Origin of the sequence: Heyndrickxia sp. FSL W8-0496, from assembly GCF_038007825.1 — a bacterium.
In the GTDB taxonomy this organism is placed as follows: domain Bacteria; phylum Bacillota; class Bacilli; order Bacillales; family Bacillaceae_C; genus Heyndrickxia; species Heyndrickxia oleronia.
This window is the reverse complement of sequence record NZ_JBBOXX010000001.1, coordinates 4,160,574-4,176,593: the sequence shown is the minus strand read 5'-3', so window position 1 is coordinate 4,176,593 and position 16,020 is coordinate 4,160,574. Positions and strand designations below refer to the sequence as shown.

21 protein-coding genes, 3 pseudogenes and 1 other annotated feature are annotated in these 16,020 nt (G+C 32.7%); of the genes and pseudogenes, 17 read left to right on the top strand and 7 right to left on the bottom strand.

The window, feature by feature from the left end; all coding sequences use genetic code 11:
• Positions 1-95 precede the first annotated feature (95 nt).
• Both NST63_RS21165 and NST63_RS21160 read left to right on the top strand, forming a co-directional pair.
• Positions 96-458 carry a VOC family protein gene (locus NST63_RS21165; RefSeq protein WP_212944221.1) on the top strand — a complete coding sequence of 121 codons (363 nt, stop codon included), beginning with the start codon at positions 96-98 and terminating at the stop codon, positions 456-458.
• A gap of 44 nt (positions 459-502) precedes the next feature.
• Positions 503-841 carry a DUF1801 domain-containing protein gene (locus NST63_RS21160; protein WP_251346058.1) on the top strand — a complete coding sequence of 113 codons (339 nt, stop codon included), beginning with the start codon at positions 503-505 and terminating at the stop codon, positions 839-841.
• A 167-nt stretch (positions 842-1,008) separates the two neighbouring features.
• Here NST63_RS21160 and NST63_RS21155 read toward each other — a convergent pair whose 3' ends face one another.
• Positions 1,009-1,563, bottom strand: a complete 555-nt coding sequence (locus NST63_RS21155) for a DUF2812 domain-containing protein (protein WP_251346057.1) — start codon at positions 1,561-1,563, stop codon at positions 1,009-1,011.
• Positions 1,544-1,882: a PadR family transcriptional regulator gene (locus NST63_RS21150; RefSeq protein WP_341043667.1), complete on the bottom strand. Its 339-nt coding sequence runs from the start codon at positions 1,880-1,882 to the stop codon at positions 1,544-1,546. Before NST63_RS21150 ends, NST63_RS21155 begins: the two co-directional genes overlap by 20 nt.
• A gap of 125 nt (positions 1,883-2,007) precedes the next feature.
• Between NST63_RS21150 and NST63_RS21145 the strand changes: the two are divergent.
• The 12 genes and pseudogenes from NST63_RS21145 to NST63_RS21090 all read left to right on the top strand — a co-directional run.
• Positions 2,008-2,460 (top strand): annotated as a pseudogene (locus NST63_RS21145) (transposase); the annotation flags it as partial.
• 539 nt (positions 2,461-2,999) lie between these two features.
• Complete coding sequence (locus tag NST63_RS21140; protein ID WP_341043665.1) at positions 3,000-4,010, top strand: DUF3231 family protein; 1,011 nt, start codon at positions 3,000-3,002, stop codon at positions 4,008-4,010.
• Between the two features lie 410 nt (positions 4,011-4,420).
• Positions 4,421-4,897, top strand: a complete 477-nt coding sequence (locus NST63_RS21135; RefSeq protein ID WP_341043662.1) for an anthrone oxygenase family protein — start codon at positions 4,421-4,423, stop codon at positions 4,895-4,897.
• Positions 4,898-5,410: 513 nt separating this feature from the next.
• Positions 5,411-6,304 carry a DNA/RNA non-specific endonuclease gene (locus NST63_RS21130; protein ID WP_341043660.1) on the top strand — a complete coding sequence of 298 codons (894 nt, stop codon included), beginning with the start codon at positions 5,411-5,413 and terminating at the stop codon, positions 6,302-6,304.
• Positions 6,305-6,727: 423 nt separating this feature from the next.
• Positions 6,728-6,871: a hypothetical protein gene (locus NST63_RS21125; protein WP_212944231.1), complete on the top strand. Its 144-nt coding sequence runs from the start codon at positions 6,728-6,730 to the stop codon at positions 6,869-6,871.
• Between the two features lie 293 nt (positions 6,872-7,164).
• Positions 7,165-7,740 carry a nucleotidyltransferase family protein gene (locus tag NST63_RS21120; protein ID WP_341043658.1) on the top strand — a complete coding sequence of 192 codons (576 nt, stop codon included), beginning with the start codon at positions 7,165-7,167 and terminating at the stop codon, positions 7,738-7,740.
• Positions 7,741-7,909: 169 nt separating this feature from the next.
• Positions 7,910-8,872 carry a proline dehydrogenase family protein gene (locus NST63_RS21115; RefSeq protein WP_341043657.1) on the top strand — a complete coding sequence of 321 codons (963 nt, stop codon included), beginning with the start codon at positions 7,910-7,912 and terminating at the stop codon, positions 8,870-8,872.
• 168 nt (positions 8,873-9,040) lie between these two features.
• The gene (locus NST63_RS21110) at positions 9,041-9,496 is read left to right on the top strand and encodes a hypothetical protein (RefSeq protein WP_341043656.1); all 456 of its coding nucleotides are present in this window, start codon (positions 9,041-9,043) and stop codon (positions 9,494-9,496) included.
• Positions 9,497-9,712: 216 nt separating this feature from the next.
• Positions 9,713-10,264 (top strand): GNAT family N-acetyltransferase, encoded by a 552-nt coding sequence (locus NST63_RS21105; protein ID WP_341043655.1) that lies wholly within the window; start codon positions 9,713-9,715, stop codon positions 10,262-10,264.
• A 501-nt stretch (positions 10,265-10,765) separates the two neighbouring features.
• Complete coding sequence (locus tag NST63_RS21100; protein ID WP_276513987.1) at positions 10,766-10,900, top strand: hypothetical protein; 135 nt, start codon at positions 10,766-10,768, stop codon at positions 10,898-10,900.
• 114 nt (positions 10,901-11,014) lie between these two features.
• Positions 11,015-11,515: a GNAT family N-acetyltransferase gene (locus NST63_RS21095; protein ID WP_341043653.1), complete on the top strand. Its 501-nt coding sequence runs from the start codon at positions 11,015-11,017 to the stop codon at positions 11,513-11,515.
• Between the two features lie 106 nt (positions 11,516-11,621).
• A complete protein-coding gene (locus NST63_RS21090; RefSeq protein ID WP_212944243.1) occupies positions 11,622-11,825 on the top strand; it encodes a hypothetical protein in 204 nt (67 codons plus the stop codon).
• 95 nt (positions 11,826-11,920) lie between these two features.
• On the opposite strand, the gene NST63_RS21085 is transcribed toward NST63_RS21090, so the two are convergent.
• The 4 genes from NST63_RS21085 to NST63_RS21070 are packed head-to-tail and all read right to left on the bottom strand — an operon-like array spanning position 11,921 to position 13,107.
• Complete coding sequence (locus NST63_RS21085) at positions 11,921-12,568, bottom strand: IS3 family transposase (RefSeq protein WP_341043652.1); 648 nt, start codon at positions 12,566-12,568, stop codon at positions 11,921-11,923.
• Positions 12,569-12,577: 9 nt separating this feature from the next.
• Complete coding sequence (locus NST63_RS21080; RefSeq protein ID WP_341043650.1) at positions 12,578-12,802, bottom strand: transposase; 225 nt, start codon at positions 12,800-12,802, stop codon at positions 12,578-12,580.
• 8 nt (positions 12,803-12,810) lie between these two features.
• The gene (locus NST63_RS21075) at positions 12,811-12,975 is read right to left on the bottom strand and encodes a hypothetical protein (RefSeq protein WP_341043649.1); all 165 of its coding nucleotides are present in this window, start codon (positions 12,973-12,975) and stop codon (positions 12,811-12,813) included.
• A 3-nt stretch (positions 12,976-12,978) separates the two neighbouring features.
• On the bottom strand, positions 12,979-13,107 hold the full coding sequence (locus NST63_RS21070) for a transposase (RefSeq protein ID WP_341043647.1): 129 nt from the start codon (positions 13,105-13,107) through the stop codon (positions 12,979-12,981).
• A gap of 183 nt (positions 13,108-13,290) precedes the next feature.
• Between NST63_RS21070 and NST63_RS21065 the strand changes: the two genes are divergently transcribed.
• The 3 genes and pseudogenes from NST63_RS21065 to NST63_RS21055 all read left to right on the top strand — a co-directional run.
• Positions 13,291-13,725, top strand: a complete 435-nt coding sequence (locus NST63_RS21065) for an NUDIX hydrolase (RefSeq protein ID WP_341043646.1) — start codon at positions 13,291-13,293, stop codon at positions 13,723-13,725.
• A gap of 48 nt (positions 13,726-13,773) precedes the next feature.
• Positions 13,774-14,250, top strand: coding sequence for a hypothetical protein (locus NST63_RS21060; protein WP_212944251.1), 477 nt, complete (start codon positions 13,774-13,776; stop codon positions 14,248-14,250).
• Positions 14,251-14,987: 737 nt separating this feature from the next.
• Positions 14,988-15,239, top strand: a pseudogene (locus tag NST63_RS21055) (PhzF family phenazine biosynthesis isomerase); the annotation flags it as partial.
• A 9-nt stretch (positions 15,240-15,248) separates the two neighbouring features.
• On the opposite strand, the pseudogene NST63_RS21050 reads toward NST63_RS21055, so the two are convergent.
• Positions 15,249-15,571: pseudogene (locus tag NST63_RS21050) on the bottom strand (OB-fold nucleic acid binding domain-containing protein); the annotation flags it as partial.
• Positions 15,572-15,620: 49 nt separating this feature from the next.
• Positions 15,621-15,857, bottom strand: a binding site (T-box leader).
• Positions 15,858-16,020: the final 163 nt, after the last annotated feature.

Here is a 16,020-nt window from a genome sequence, read left to right as displayed (position 1 = left end):
AGTTAATGCTGTTAAAGCTATGTGACAATAATATTGTTAATTTATTCCATTTCGATTAGAATGTAATTGTATTATCATTCTAAAGGAGGATGTAAATGAACCGTATAGCCCACTTTGAAATGCAGGTATCAAATACAGAAAAGACAATTGAATTTTACAAAAATATTTTTGGTTGGAAGATAGAGCCGTTTGGGGATTACGGATACAATTTTATAACTACGGATGAAGAAGGCGTTGAAGTAACAGGTGGAATCTTACCCTCTCCCGATGGTCAAGCTCGTATAATTAATACAATTGAAGTAAATAATCTAGAAGAATCATTGGAAAAAGTCCAAGAAAATGGCGGAGAAACGATATACCCCAAAATGGCACTTCCAGGACGTGGATTTGTTGCATATTGTCAGGGCCCCGAAGGACTTTTGTTTGGCATATTCCAACCAGATAAAAACGCTCAATAATTAAGTTTAGGAAGAAAATTTTAGCGAAAAGGAGCTGTGCTGCAATGAACGAGGAAGTCTCCTCTTTTATCGATAGTCTTAATCAGCCCTGGAAGGTAGAAGTTTGTAATCAACTTCGCCACCTAGTCCATAAAACGATACCAGAAGTCGAAGAGCGGATTCAATACAAAAAGCCACATTTCCTGAAGAACGGGCAATACGCGGCTGTAATTTCTCCTTCCAAGGATGCCATTGCGTTTATGATTATGAATGCCTCTGATCTGGATGTCCCTAAGGGTTTTGAGGGTCCTACTGAACGAAAATGGCTCAAAATTCGTGAAGGTGATTCGCCAGATTACGATTTGCTTTCCCAGTTGCTAGATCAGGCATCCAGTTCATTCTAACTCCATATGAATAAACAAAAGCAAGGATACCAATTGTGTAAAGTATGCTTGCTTTTAATTAATTATTATTATTATTATTATTAAGCCAACGTCCGTTGTTTATATCCTAAAAAGTTTTTTTTATGACTTATATTTACATTCTCTTTTGTAATTTAATTAAATTTCAATTAGACAAGTGACTTATAAACCTTTCTATGTTTAAAATAATCGAGCGTACATTTTAAACAGGAAATTAATGCAAAGATACCTACTCCCATAAGGGAAGATCTATTATAAAGAGTGTAAAGTATTATCATTACCATAAATATCATTATAGAAATTATTATGTACATTAAGTAAGTAGACATTTTTCGTTTTTCCCGTTCTATATACGATTCAATGTCCGAAAATATATCTTGATTAGCACTTGGAAGTTCTGTATAAAAAATATGTTTTGAATACCATTTACTTTTAGCTAGTGAAGTCCATCCAGCATCTTCAAAAATGCTATTATATTCTTGGAACCCGTCTTTTTTATTAAATACACGATAATCAATTTTATATATACGATTCATTTGTTTTTGATCTTTTATTGGTTCAAATATGTATTTACATTCTTCAATATCCTCTGATGTATATGTTTTAAGTACCCAACCATCCTGTAACATGTTTTGTAACCATTGTTCCTCTTTTGCAAAATTAGTGAATTTCTTATAAATTTTTTTAATCTCTTTCTCCTTCAACTTTCATATTCTCCTTTTCCATTAGCTTTTTAGTGAAGTGAACCATGTTTTCATAGCGTTTAAATTCTAGATTTAATGCTTTTCTGCCTTTATCTGTAATACAATACGTTTTCTTTTTGCGACTATCCAGTTCTTGTTTCAGCGTTTCAATGAAATGTTGTTTCTGAAGATTATTTAAGACACCATAAAGGGTACCTGGTGCAATAATAAAGGTACCTCCACTAACATTCTCAATCTCTTTAATAATGCCATAACCATGCAAAGGTTCATGATATAAAGCAAGTAGTACTAAGTACATAGATTCAGACAAAGGGTTCAAAAATCTCACCTCCAAAATACATTGTTACTCGATATATTGTTACATATAATATAAAATCGAATTGTAAAAACTTGAAGCATTACCTCACGAATTAGAAAAATACTCAGAACTGGATACCTTACTTCAAGATAACCGGAGTGAACCAGATGTTAGGGATTACAGGATTTGGACAAGATAACTGTCAGGTTTTTTTGCAAAAGTAGGCGATTTAAGTGAATATAATCATCCTCATCAAATAACCAAACTAGCTGGACTCAGTTTAAAAGAAAATACATCAGTTAAGCTTAAAGGGAAGACCAAGCATACTAAACGTGGTCGTAAGAAATTACGGGCATTATTATTTCGTGCATCTATGATTCTAGTAGCGAAGAAATAAAGCCTTTAAAGCCCTTCATCATTACTATACAACGAGATCAGAGAATCCGTTGAAAAAGATACAGTCTTTAATAGCTTTATGTAATAAACTCATACGAATTTTCTTTTCTATTGGCAAAAAACAGTTTATGTTTCAGGAAGAAAAGAAGTTGAAGGTTATTCCCTATATACACTCATTTATCGATACACAAATAGTAGCTTAATATATTATAAAATTTACTTTTAATAAATGGATTTGAATGATTCATCAAATAAAATCAGCATAGGATTAGTTGGCAACGCAACTAACGTAAGGACATAGATCCTGTGGGGCAGCATGACATGACCAACATCACCTTATAGAAAGGATGAATGAAGGAATGTAAGTGCAACTGACGCTAAGAGACATGGGAGGGTACGTCGTCATAAGCATCGCAGAGATCCATTGCATCAAAATGGTGGATAAAAAAGCTAATAATTTCCATTAGTTTTAGCGAAGCGTACACTCTATCTGTATAAAATAATAATTAATTCAGAATCCTGTTTATAATTAAAGTAGAAAAAATTTATTTAACCTTTTAATGGAACATGAACCGTTGATACATCAATGTTTATAGAGGGAGTTCAGTGGAAGAAGAAAATACAATTTAGTATGAACCTATGCAATTACTAGGCTCCTTTTTTAGAGCATAACAAACCAATACATATTTAAGGTATTTTATGGAGATGATATTTTATAGTATTTCTATGTTGGAGGTAGCTTATGGAGGAAAAAGAAATCCAGATAAGGTTAACTGCAGGTGAGATCAATCAACTTTGGGTACAATTTTTAAATGATAGTTCAAGCATATGTTTCCTCACATATTTCTTAGAAAAAGTGGAGGATAATGAAATTAAACCTATCATTAAATATGCACTAGAGTTATCTCAATCACACATTAAAATAATTACAGCTATATTAACCGAGGAAAAAAATGTAGTTCCTCATGGTTTTAGAATTGAAGAGGATGTTAATTTAACTGCTCCAAGATTATATTCTGACAGTTTTGTGCTTAATTTTATAAACCAGATGTCGAAAGTCGGTCTTACTTTATATGGAGCTTCTGTTGCAGCATCTGTAAGAAATGACATAAGAACTTATTACATGAATTGTCTTACGGAAACAATGGAATTATATAAACGTTCAACGGACTTATTATTATCCAAAGGATTGCTTCATAGATCACCTAACTTACCTAATCTGAAGAAGGTTGAATTTGTGAAAAAGCAATGGTTTATGTTAGATGTTTTTGGAGAAAAAAGACCCTTAGTTGCTTCAGAAGTTGATAATTTATTTGCGAATCTTCAAAGAAATGCTCTTGGAGTAGCTACACTTCTTGGTTTTAGCCAGGTTGCAAATGATAAAGATATAAAACAATACTTTTTAAAGGGTATAGAAATTGGGAATAAGCACATAAAATTATTTAGAGGGAAGTTAGAGGAAAGTAAACTCCCTGCACCGATGGGGTGGGAGGCAGAAATAACAAACAGTACCACTCAAACATTTTCCGATAAACTTATGATGTTCATTATATCTGGATTGATTTCCATGAGTATTGGATATTACGGTACAGCTGTCAGTCAAAGTCCTAGAGGGGATATTACTTCAATGTATAACAGGCTATCCTTAGAGGTTCAATTGTATTCCGAGGATGGAGCGAATCTCATGATAAAAAATAGCTGGATGGAACAACCTCCAATGGCATCCGATCGCGATGAATTAATACAAAAATAGAATCAATGATAATCCATATTCAAAGTCCTTCTGCACATAAACAGAGAGGACTTATTTTATATCATTATGAAGTAAGCAACTCCCTTCAGAATATTTTCCGAAGGATTTCCTTAAACTCATGGGGGATTAGTATGACAAGATTAAGCCCCTCTCCAGTGAGACGAGCTTTTTTTCTTATTCAACTAAAGGAGCAATTTAGCATTCCTGTAGATATTAAATATCAGGTTTGAAAAAATAAGAGCTCCTCAGTAAAATACCAATCAAACTCCAAACAAAACAGGATATTCAAGTTAATATCGGAATAGTGATTAGTTATTGAGGGAGTTAAAGAAGGAACCTTACCATTTTCTACCGTATTATAAAAGTATTTAAAATAAGGAGATGATTTATAATGTGTGGGATGATGAGATTTGATTAACCAATTGATTCCATATGTAATCTTATTTGGAGCTATGGGCTCAGGCTTGGTTGCTGGAGTGTTCTTCGCATTTTCTTCATTTGTTATGAAAGCACTTGCTCGACTACCGCATGAGCAGGGAATTGCTGCGATGCAGTCAATTAATATAGTGGTACTAAACCGATCTTTTTTAACTGTATTTTTGGGAACAGCTTTAGTTACTATACTACTTATAACCCATTCTATTTTTAATTGGGAAAGTGCAAATGCTATTCCTTTGTTTGCTGGAAGTTTGCTATATTTTGTTGGCAGTTTTCTAGTCACGGTTGTACGTAATGTTCCTCTAAATGATGCATTAGCTCGTGTAGATACTAAAGAAGGAGAAAGTTTAACTTTATGGAAAGATTATCTATCAAAATGGACGATATGGAACCACATTCGAACATTAGCAAGTTTTGCAGCGATGGTATTATTTATTCTAGCGCTGTAATAAACTAACAGGTAGCATTAATCCAAGAAGGGTTAACACTCTTTTTAAGAATGAACGCTTATTTTTGTGGAAATTCATAAGCAACAGACTGTAACTCTTCTTCAACAAACGGGGCAGGTTTGTTGAAGAAGAATTTTCTGTTCCTGAGTTCTTTATAAAAAACAAAAAGCGCAATTCGTGAATGGGAATTGTGCCTTTTTCAGTACTAGAACCAATATTACTATAAATAACATCTTTTTTAAAACTGAATATTGATAAAATACTGTAGGTAAGATTGTAAAAAGCAGTTATTCAGCCATAAGCAAGTACAGCTAAATTTTATAGTTGAAAAATATAATGCAATGGACTCTCCTAATCTTTATTGGAATTTAACACTACATATTTCGAACTAAGTATCTACTGTAATTAAATTAATATTGTAATATACTAATTTTAAATAGGTTAACAATGTTAATTTATGTTATATTCAAAGATCTCTAGAATGTTTAGTAAAAAATGATAAGGAGTCCTAAAATGAAAAAGAAAATAAGCTATTTAATCTTACTTCTAGCTGCCATCTTTATAGTTGGTTGTACTAACGTAGAAGATGTATCGAATACTGATGGGAAAGCTGATTCACAAGAAGTAGAGAAAACATCAACTCAATCAAAAGATCAACTGTTCAAAGGTTACAAACGAATTGAAGTTGATGGTGGGGATTTGTCTGGACATCGCGAACCTAACGTCGTCGTTGACATTGGTTTTGGGGACCGAGAGTATTGGTCCTTTACGAATGAGCACGGGCAAGTAGTCCGTGTCATTGCTAACAAAATCGTTCTACAAGATGATCGTACTGAACCTGTAACATCGTCTGGCAGATACTACGCTGATGAGGCAAAAGTTCCTGGTGTCGAAAGAGCAGATTTAGATGAAGGACATATTATTGCAGATTCTCTTGGTGGGGTATCAAATGCTTATAATATTACGCCACAAGATAGTACGCTTAACCGACATGGTGATCAAGCATATATGGAAGATGCAATTCGTAAAGCTAGTGGAGCTACTAATTTTGAAGCAATAATTACATATCCTAATACGGAAACGCAGATTCCATCTCATTACAAGTACACTTACACTTTAAAAGGGAATAAAATTGTAGATGAGTTTGATAACGGCAACCCTGATGAAATAAATAAATCTCTAGGATTAACTGAACGTAAATCAACTAACTCAAATAAGTCAACAAGTTCTAATAAGTCCAATGCTTTGAATGGCACTGAAGATATTTCTAGCGTTGATACAGATGGAAATGGTCAAGTAACGATTAAAGAAGCAAAAGCAGCAGGTTATAGCATGCCAATAACGAGTGATCACTGGTTATACCCATATATGCAAGATAATGATCATGACGGTATGGTAGGGGAATAAGCACCTAGAACTCAAGGCAAAGTAATTGAATGAAATAAACGGATGACTTACAGAAACAATCGGGTGCGATTGTTGAAGAAGCGTCGCTATTCTTTTAAACTAACAGGTGCTTTGAAGGGTCGCAGCTACAGCTCTTTTTCTTGTTCCACTAACGGTATTTGGATTTATATAGATATAAGTGGAAAGGTAATAACAAGGGTTGTTTTTTGGAGAGAAATATTGAGGGTGTAGATTTTTCAAACAAGTAGTAAAAAGACTTTGCAAAAGAAACAATATTTTATTTTACTAAGCTTTTAATGTTTTTACTGATTGATATATGTATAGTTAGCAGTACACTAATAAAGTAATAAGGTTTACTTCAATAAGGTATATTATATTTGTTGAATAGATTCTCTTTAAAGACTAGAAAAGTAGGTGAACAAAATGGGAAAATATCAATTGGATCACAAAGGTCAGGTAGCTGTGACGAAGTTTCATGAAAAACATACACCTGCCAAATTTGATAAAAAGCAGCACCTTGAAAAAATTCGTGCGGAGTATTTGAAAAAGAAGCAAACAGATAAATAATGTGAATGAAAACATAGGAAGACTAAAATCTCCCTATGTTTTTCTTATTCGACGCTCGTTTTTCAATTGCGATAGTTAAGAAACATTATATTCATCGTAAAATATACTACGCATACAAATAAAATCTATTTGAGCTAACTTTTGTGAAAGAATGTACTTAAAGTAACGGGGGCGATTGTTCAATAAGAGCAGTCGCTTTTTTTATTCGACTATCGGGGCAGTTTAGTGGAAGCAGGTAAAGTTTTTTTATTTGTCGAATAATAGAGATATGAATGAATACCTAGGAGATAAATATGAATATATATGAAGACTTATTAGTAAGGACCATTTCGAGAAGTGAGCCAGTAAATAATGTTTTACAAACCCTAAAAGATTTAAATTTGCCATTTGAATACTATGTTGGTGCCGGATGTATAACAAATACTATTTGGAATGATATCTCTGGTTATCCGCTTGAATATGGCATTTCTGATATCGATATAGTTTATTATGACGAGGATGATCTGGGATCCGATAGTGAAAAGAAACTAATACAAAAACTGGAAAGTAAACTTTTGGACTATCAATTTGATTTTGACATTAAAAATCAAGCAAGGGTACATCTTTGGTATGAAAGCAAATTTGGCTTTCCCATAAAACCATACCCCTCTCTTGAAGCAGCAATCGATAGCTGGCCAACCACTGCAACTGCTTTGGGAATAAGAATAGAGAAAAATGGTTTACATAAGATTTATGCACCTTACCATTTAGATGATTTATTTTCAATGGTAGTAAGGCCAAATAAATCGCTAGTGACTAAGGAGATTTTCGAAAATAAAGCTAACAAATGGAAAAAAAGGTGGCCGAAGCTCCAGATCGTCCCTTGGTAAACGAAAGGTTCTTAGGATAATGTAATCATGTTTGAGAATGACTGTACTTAAGCTATAGGGTGCTGAAGATCAAGCTGTCAATTTGGTATAAGATATTGAAAAAAACAACTAGGTAACCATTATTTGGATTATAATTAATATGGAAATTCAAATGAAACGAGGGATATGATTGGAACTTCTATCAATTGAAAAACAATTTGCAGATGCTTTAAAATCCGTTGCTCGAAATATTGAAATAAAGGAGTATATTCAGCGTTCTTCTGAACTTTATCCGTTATTTCAAAGTGCTGCTAAAAGATTTGTGACAGGTGAATCAAGAGAAGATGGATTATCTATTGGTGATTTACTTATCAATAAGGGTTACCATGTTTCGCTGGAATTTATCGGAGAGAATACTATAAACAAAGAGGAATGTGTTCGAGCAAAAGATGAGTTTATAGCGTTGATGAGGGAATGTGGAAATCGTGGAATAAGTTCTCGTATTTCTTTTGATTTATCTCATATAGGTCTATTTGTTGATCCTGAACTTGCTTATCAAAACTTACTAGAGATGGCAAAAGAAGCACAATCTTATAATCTATATCTTATGATTAGTATGGAGGAATCAGCTAAAACGGATCAGATACTTTCTTTATACAAAAAAGTTGTTGTCGAATATCCTAATGTTGGGGTTACACTTCAAGCTCAACTCCATCGAACACTTGATGACCTTAAGGAATTGCTTAATTATTCTGGGGCAATTCGTATTGTTAAAGGAGCATATCAAGAACCATCAGATATTTGTATCCCTCGTTCAGATGAGTTAGACCAACGTTATTTAGAATTAGTGGATTTATGTGTTAAAGCTGGTCATCAGGTTTCAATTGCTTCTCACGATGAATCTATCTATAAACAGATTTTGGAGAGTGGTTATTTACAAAATCCATATGTGGAAGCAGAAATGTTATACGGAATTCGTCCTGAACTTTGTAAACAACTTAAAGATAAGGGTTTGCCTGTTCGGGTTTATTTAACTTATGGTTTGGAGTGGTATCTTTACCTTACTCATAGAATAGCAGAATATCCACCAAACATTTATGTTGCAATTACGGATATGATTCGTGGAGAAGGAAACTCTTCTCAATTTTACTAAAATAGAATGATGAAAAATCTAATTCAACTAAAGGGTGCAAGAGCTAATGTTCCGGCTTTTTTGGGGCCGTATTTTTTTCTTATTGCGCTAACGGGGCAGTTTAGTTCAATAAGAAATCACAAAAGTAATGGGCATTTACTTTAAAAATAAAATTAAACGGAGGTTGAGATGCGGAAAATTTATATAGATAGAACAGAATTAACTGGAGCCATAAATGCAAATTTAAAAGATACTGAGGTTATACCAGCAGGTACAACAATTTATCCTATGAGTGTTTATCATAAAAATGAGGAGTATCAAACATATGCTAACGATTATGATATTCAATTTATCTTTGACGATGATATTCCACATTTAGAATTTTATACGGTTCCATATGTAGATATTATGGCAAAAGATAGTAAAGGTGGCTTTATTGGAACTGTTGGTCAACAATGTGATTTGAAAAGTGACGCACCAATTTGTTATATCAATAGGCATTTAGAGTGCTTGATAATTTCTGAAAACGGAGAAGATTTTCTGAGTAATATAGGATCATGGCAAGACAACTTGAAACCCTATGATAAAATTACCGTTTATCCTTCGAAAGCAGAAGCAGAAATGGAACTAGAATTTATCGATTAGTCTGTTTGATAGTCCTCCATCATTATAAATTCATATTGAACTAAAGGGGGCATTTCTTAAATAATGGATGCTTTTTTTCTATTGTACAAACGAGTAGTTTAGTTGAACAATCGTCTACAGCCTTTATTCAACAATCAGGCTAGATTGTTGAATAATGGAATATAAAAGTTGTGCCGTTTACTCGTATGGGTATTCCTGTCTTAAGGAGGTGATTTAATGAAAATTGAAACTAACCGGCTACTGATTAAAACATTTGAAAAACATCATCTGAATGACGTTTATGAAATCTATAATGATGACTCAACATGTCGATATCTTTTGCATGATAAATGGACCCATGAAAATAAAGAAAGGGAATTTGATAAGAAATTAAATAATAATCAATTAACAAAGGAAAAAGCCTTGAGTTTAGCGGTCTTAATGGACGATAAAGTAATTGGCGATTTATCTATTTGGTACACAGATATGAAAGATACTGTTGAAATTGGTTATACATTTTCAAAATCTGTGTCTGGACAAGGATATGCAACAGAGGCTGTTATTGCACTAATAAACCATTTATTTGAAGTTGTAAAAGTTCACCGTATTCAAGCGAATCTAGATGCACGAAATACAGCATCAGAAAAATTATGTAGAAGGGTTGGGATGAGAAAAGAAGCTCACTTTATACAAGACTTTTGGAATAAAAATGAGTGGACCGATAGTATTGTATTTGGAATGCTAAAAACTGACTTTAATAAGTTCAACTCCGAAAGAGGGAACCATTGATGAAGTATTATCGAATAGTGACTCTGAGCTGGGATTAGAAGCCTTGAAGAAGAGAAGCGATAAAAAGTAGGTATATTCAACAATTGGGCCAGATAATTGAATAAACGCTTGCGTGAAATATGAAAATTTGGAATACCTAGTATTTAGATAAGGGCAAGATGTTTAGAAAAGTAGGAGATATTCCTATTCTATGGTGGCATGAAAACAAGAAAGTGATTAAAAATACCTCAAGAAATTTAATTATGTGAAGTAATACTACATGTTTCAAAGAGTTCATGCAAATAAATGATTAAGTACAAATATTCTATTGGGGGAAACCTATGACTGATATAACTTTAGACAATATCAAGATTACAGTAGACTCAAATGAAACTGATTACAACCATGTATGTAATAATTTATATGAGTACAATGTTCGTGCGACAAATGGGTTGCTCAAAAAGCCTGGCAAGGATATTAATTTATATCTATAGAAGCTGAGAGGCTAGGGAAGGAACTTGGATGTATATTTTCTCATACTTGCACATTTCATACCAATCCCCTGAATTTTATAAGCGTATGGGCTATGAGGTTTTTGCTGTTAATGATGAATATCCAGAAGATATAAAACAATTTCTCTTAAAGAAGAAATTATAGAATAAATATTTTTTATGGAACTCTTACAATACGAAGGGGCAGGTTAATGGCATAAGAGAAACTAAAATGTTAATATATGGTTCATTGTGAGAATAATTTAAAAGGGGTTTTATGATGGAAATATTATCAGAACGTTTATTACTTCGACCGTATAATGATAATGATTTAGATTTTCTTGAGTCACTACTGACCAATCCGGATATTATGCAGTTTATCGGCAACGGACAAACCAGAGACAAAGAAGGAGTTAGAAAATTTTTAGAATGGATTTATCATACATATTCTCTCAATACTAATTATGGATTGAAGCTAATTTTAGAAAAAGGAAGTAACAAGCGTATTGGTCACGCAGGATTGGTACCCCAAATTATAAATGAAAAAGAAGAAATTGAAATCGGATATTGGATATCACAAGAATACTGGGGGAGAGGATTTGCAACTGAAATAGCCAGAGGGTTAATGGAATATGGAAAAAACAAGCTTAATATTGAAAAAATGATTGCACTTATTCAAAAAGATAACAATGCTTCTCAAAAAGTCGCCAAAAAGATTGGTATGCAATTAGAAAGAGAGATAATTTTAAATGGAAAAGATGTTTTTGTATACTATTGCTAATCTAATTTTGTTAAGAATCGTACTCAAACAAACGGGGCAGGTTAGTTAAAACAAAAAAATGGTATAATTATACAGAATTTAATCAACTATTTTTAGGGGGATTTTTATGATTAAATCTATAAAAGGGCAATTAATCTTGTTTATATTAGTTGCTATTGGTTTTATTTACAATACCCTTTCTAATATTGAGTTTACTGGTGACGAGAGGTTTCTGTCCATTCGGGTATTATTTTTCTTCATTATGATTTTTTCGGTGTTTAATGTTGGATTATTTACGCAAAAATACATTCAAACCAAAAAAAAGCAATAATTATATTTAACTAAATGGGGCGTTAGTAAAAAAAGAATTAGCCCCTCTCGAATTGGAGTGACCCCTGTCAAGTAGACAGTACTAAGTAAGCACCACTAAATAACCTGAGTTCTATATTCATAAGGACTCAGGTTATTTAATTTCTTTTGAAACCTCTGATGATTATAAAATCGTATGTATTTTTGTACGGCAAACTTAACGTCTGCAGCTGTTCGGAAAGAATAGAGATTAAAACATTCCGATTTAAAGTGACTGAAGAAGCTCTCCATACATGCATTATCCCAACAGTTCCCTTTCCGAGACGTAGACTGTTTCATCTGATTCTTTTTAAGAAGTTGATGATATAAACGCGATGTATATTGAAATCCTTGATCACTATGAAGGAGGATTCCTGTTACATCATGTTTCATTATTGCTTTCTTAAGTGTATCTACTACTAATTTTAAATCATTTCTACTACTAATTTGGAAAGCGACTACATCATTGTTATATAAATCTATAATGACGGAAAGATAGAGTTTTTGCCCATTAAAAATAAGATATGTAATGTCTGTAATCCATTTCTCATTAGGTTTTGAAGCTTGAAAAGCTCTATTTAAATGGTTGTTTGAAACAATATAAGCTTCCTTTTTTCCGTAGTATGGTCGTTTCTGTCTAATTCTTGCGCGAATGTCAAGTTCATTCATTAAACGTTTCACACGTTTATGATTGATGCACAGATTATAAGTTAAACGTAACCACACTAGTATTCTTCAATATCCGTAAATACCCTTTAATTTTCTATGACACTCTAAGATCTTTTCTTTGATCTCTTCATTTTCTAATTGTTTTGGAGAAAGGCATGACTGCCTTTTAACCCACTTATAATAGCCACTCCTTGAAACTCCTGCAATCTTACATAATAATTGGAGAGAGAAATCTCCTCCAGCCATATCTTGAATCACCTGATACTTCTTTTTCTTAGGTACTTCATCCATTCCTCCTTTCACATTTCTAAGAGCTTTTTTAGCATTTCGTTCTCTGCTTGAAGTAATTTTATTTTAGTTTCTGGATCTTCTGAAAGAGTTCTAGGTCTGCCCATACCGATTCCTTTAGACTTCCCCCGTTTCTCTTCAAGTCCCATCATTCCTTCATTATTAAAGTGGTTCACCCATCATCTTACTTGATTTTTATCTATCCCTAACTCTTTAGCAATAAGGTTATAACCCATTCCTTCTTCTAGATGGAGGTCCACCACTTTTTTCTTGAAATCTATATCATAAGTTTTTCGCTTTTTCTCCATAAAAAAATCCCCTCCATAGTAGACATTAATGTGCTTTCTTTTTTCTGTCTACTATTAGGGGATCATATCAAATGAGAAGGGCTTTTTTTTCTTATTCGACCAAAGAAGCAGGATAATGAAAGAAGGAATTACCATAAAAATGAAGAAGTGATACAATATCTTTTCTTTTATGGGGGTATAAATATGGAAAAGTGGTTTGGTGCAGCAGGGATATGTATAAATGATAACGCTGAATTATTGATGGTTTTACAAGGCAAACCTGAAGAGAAAAAAACGTGGTCTATTCCATCGGGAGGAAAAGAACACAAAGAAACATTCGAAGAGTGTTGTATGAGAGAAATTAAAGAAGAAACGGGATATTCAGTCGAAATTGATGAAGAAATTAAGATTAAAAAAAGGACTTATGAACATCTTAATATATCTGCTGAAGCCCATTATTTTTTAGTCAAGATTGTGGGAGGAAAAAGAAATTTTCAAGACCCTGATAATCTTATTTATGATATTGCATGGAAAACCATAGACGAAATACAGACTTTAGAATTAACCTTTCCTGAAGATAGAGATTTTCTTATTAACTACATAAAGAAGGTATCTCAACCTACCTCTTTGTTTAAATAACGGTGCCGTTTAGTTCAAGTAGTAATTTTAAAAAGGTGTGTGAAATAGATGTTATTAACTCCTTTAGGTACTATTAGGGTATTTGTTAGTGATAAAGAAGTGGAATTTACTGCAATAAAATTAGATAATTTAGAATTGCCTTGCCCAAATGTAAACGGTCGATATTTAATTCAATTTGAATACAAAAAAGAATTTAAGATTCAAGAAATTAAATGCTGTATACCATCAATAGATGTACAGGGAGAAATTGAAAGTAGAGAAAGGCTCGAAGCGATTTCTTTTTATAAAAATGATATCAAACTAACAATTGGAGTAGAAGGAGAATTCACCGATTATCCAAAATATATAGATTTCAGTGGAGATTATTTAAGTAATGGAATTCAATATGAAGTATTTCATACAACAGCAGATAGAAAATTTAATTTCGGTGTTTGTTGGATGCAGCCTTGTACAGAAGAAAACGATAATCAAACGTGGTTTGGTGCGGACCCAAATTTAATGCCCTCTTCTTCCTTTAATAATTGATCTACAAATATAACTTTTATTCTAAAATAAATCCCATAACAAGTTAAATTGATAGAAGGATACCGAAATTAAACAAATTACCTCCAATATTGACCATTTATCCTAAATCTTTTATTGTCTATATTCACTATGATATGTCACTTGTTATCAAATCAAACATCTAATTCTTTAAAAGACCATTATAAGGGAAAAGTTGAGGTTGATTTTTTCTGAAATCAAATATCTGTTGTACATACAAAAAACTCCTCAAAAGCACTATAATATCAGTGTTTTTGGGGAGTTTTGCTTGTTAAACAGTAAAAGTCATGAAAAACTAATCTTACATTTTATTACAGTCGATACATCTGAATATTGTTAAGCCAACAGAAACAACAATTAACGAAGAAGCCACCATAGTAAATTACCCATACCTTTACACCCCCTATAAAAAAGTTTGATGTTACGAATTAAATAATTCTATACCTTCCTCCACAATCCTCCTAACTTTTTGAATTTTTAAAAATTAATTATAGTTTGATAAAAAAGATTGATCATTTAAAACAAAGTTCGGCTATTTAAAATAATTATTGATAATTTATAGTCAAGTTTGATTAATATTCGGTTTTTACAGGATTTTTTTCTTTAACTATCGTGGCTGTTTAGTTTAATAAAGAAAATGATTGTTTATGCTGAAATTTCACTAAATGGTAAATTAAAGATGAAATATTTTTCATATAATTATGGAGGGGAATGTGCTCGTGAAATCGGTTAAGGTTTATCATTATGATTCTTTTAGTATAGATCCCAATAAAGGGAATCCAGCAGGGGTTATTTTAAATGGAGATAACTTAACGGACGAGGAAATACAGGAAGTGGCTCTAAAAGTAGGGTTTAATGAAACTGCATATCCAGTTAACTCTAATATCGCTGATCTTAGGATACGATATTTTACACCAGGTCACGAAATGAACCTTTGTGGACACGCAACAATGGCAACTGTTTATGCTTTATAAACCTCTTTCCGTATCGCTTCCTGTAATAATCGGTGTATGTGCATATACAAATCCTTTTTCTTGAAAGAATTGTTTCATTTCAGGAGTTGGAACAAATTCACCTACTACTGAAACATTTGAGCTAATTGGTAATTCGTAATTTCTTTGAAATTATCAAGGGCATCCTCGAAAACCACTTGGACACTCTTAAAGAATGTTCCGTCGTTTAACTCCATAAATCCAATGGTTTTGGAATCGCGAAGAGTACGGATCCAGCCTGTAATTTGAACAATTTTGTCTGTAAAATTTTCTTGATTTCTGTATAAATCTTTTACAACAGTCTTTATCATAATTATCCTCCTTATGGTAAATTTCCACAATAAAAAAAGCCTTCTATCCCAAAGGGACGAAAGGCTAACTTCCGCAGTACCACCCAAATTGTCATAATATGACCAACTTAAAGCTAATATTACTTACCCCAGTCAATAACGTGCTGGTAACGTCTAAACCTACTTAAGATATCCCTCTTGGTTAGAACTCAAAGGTGTCTTCATTCATGCTTCATCACCAGGCTTCCACCGTACCCGGCTCGCTAACGAGTATAGCAAAAACTACTTTCCTCTTCATCGATTTAAAAATATAAAGTTATTAAATGAAATTTATATTGTATAAATTTTTCATAAACATAATCCTTTGTCTAGTTGGCCTTTTGGTAGTAAATGAAGTAGTAACTGTAAGTGTTTGTGAAACAATGTACTTAAACTATTAGGGACTTTAGTAAAAGAATGAATGGTGCGGC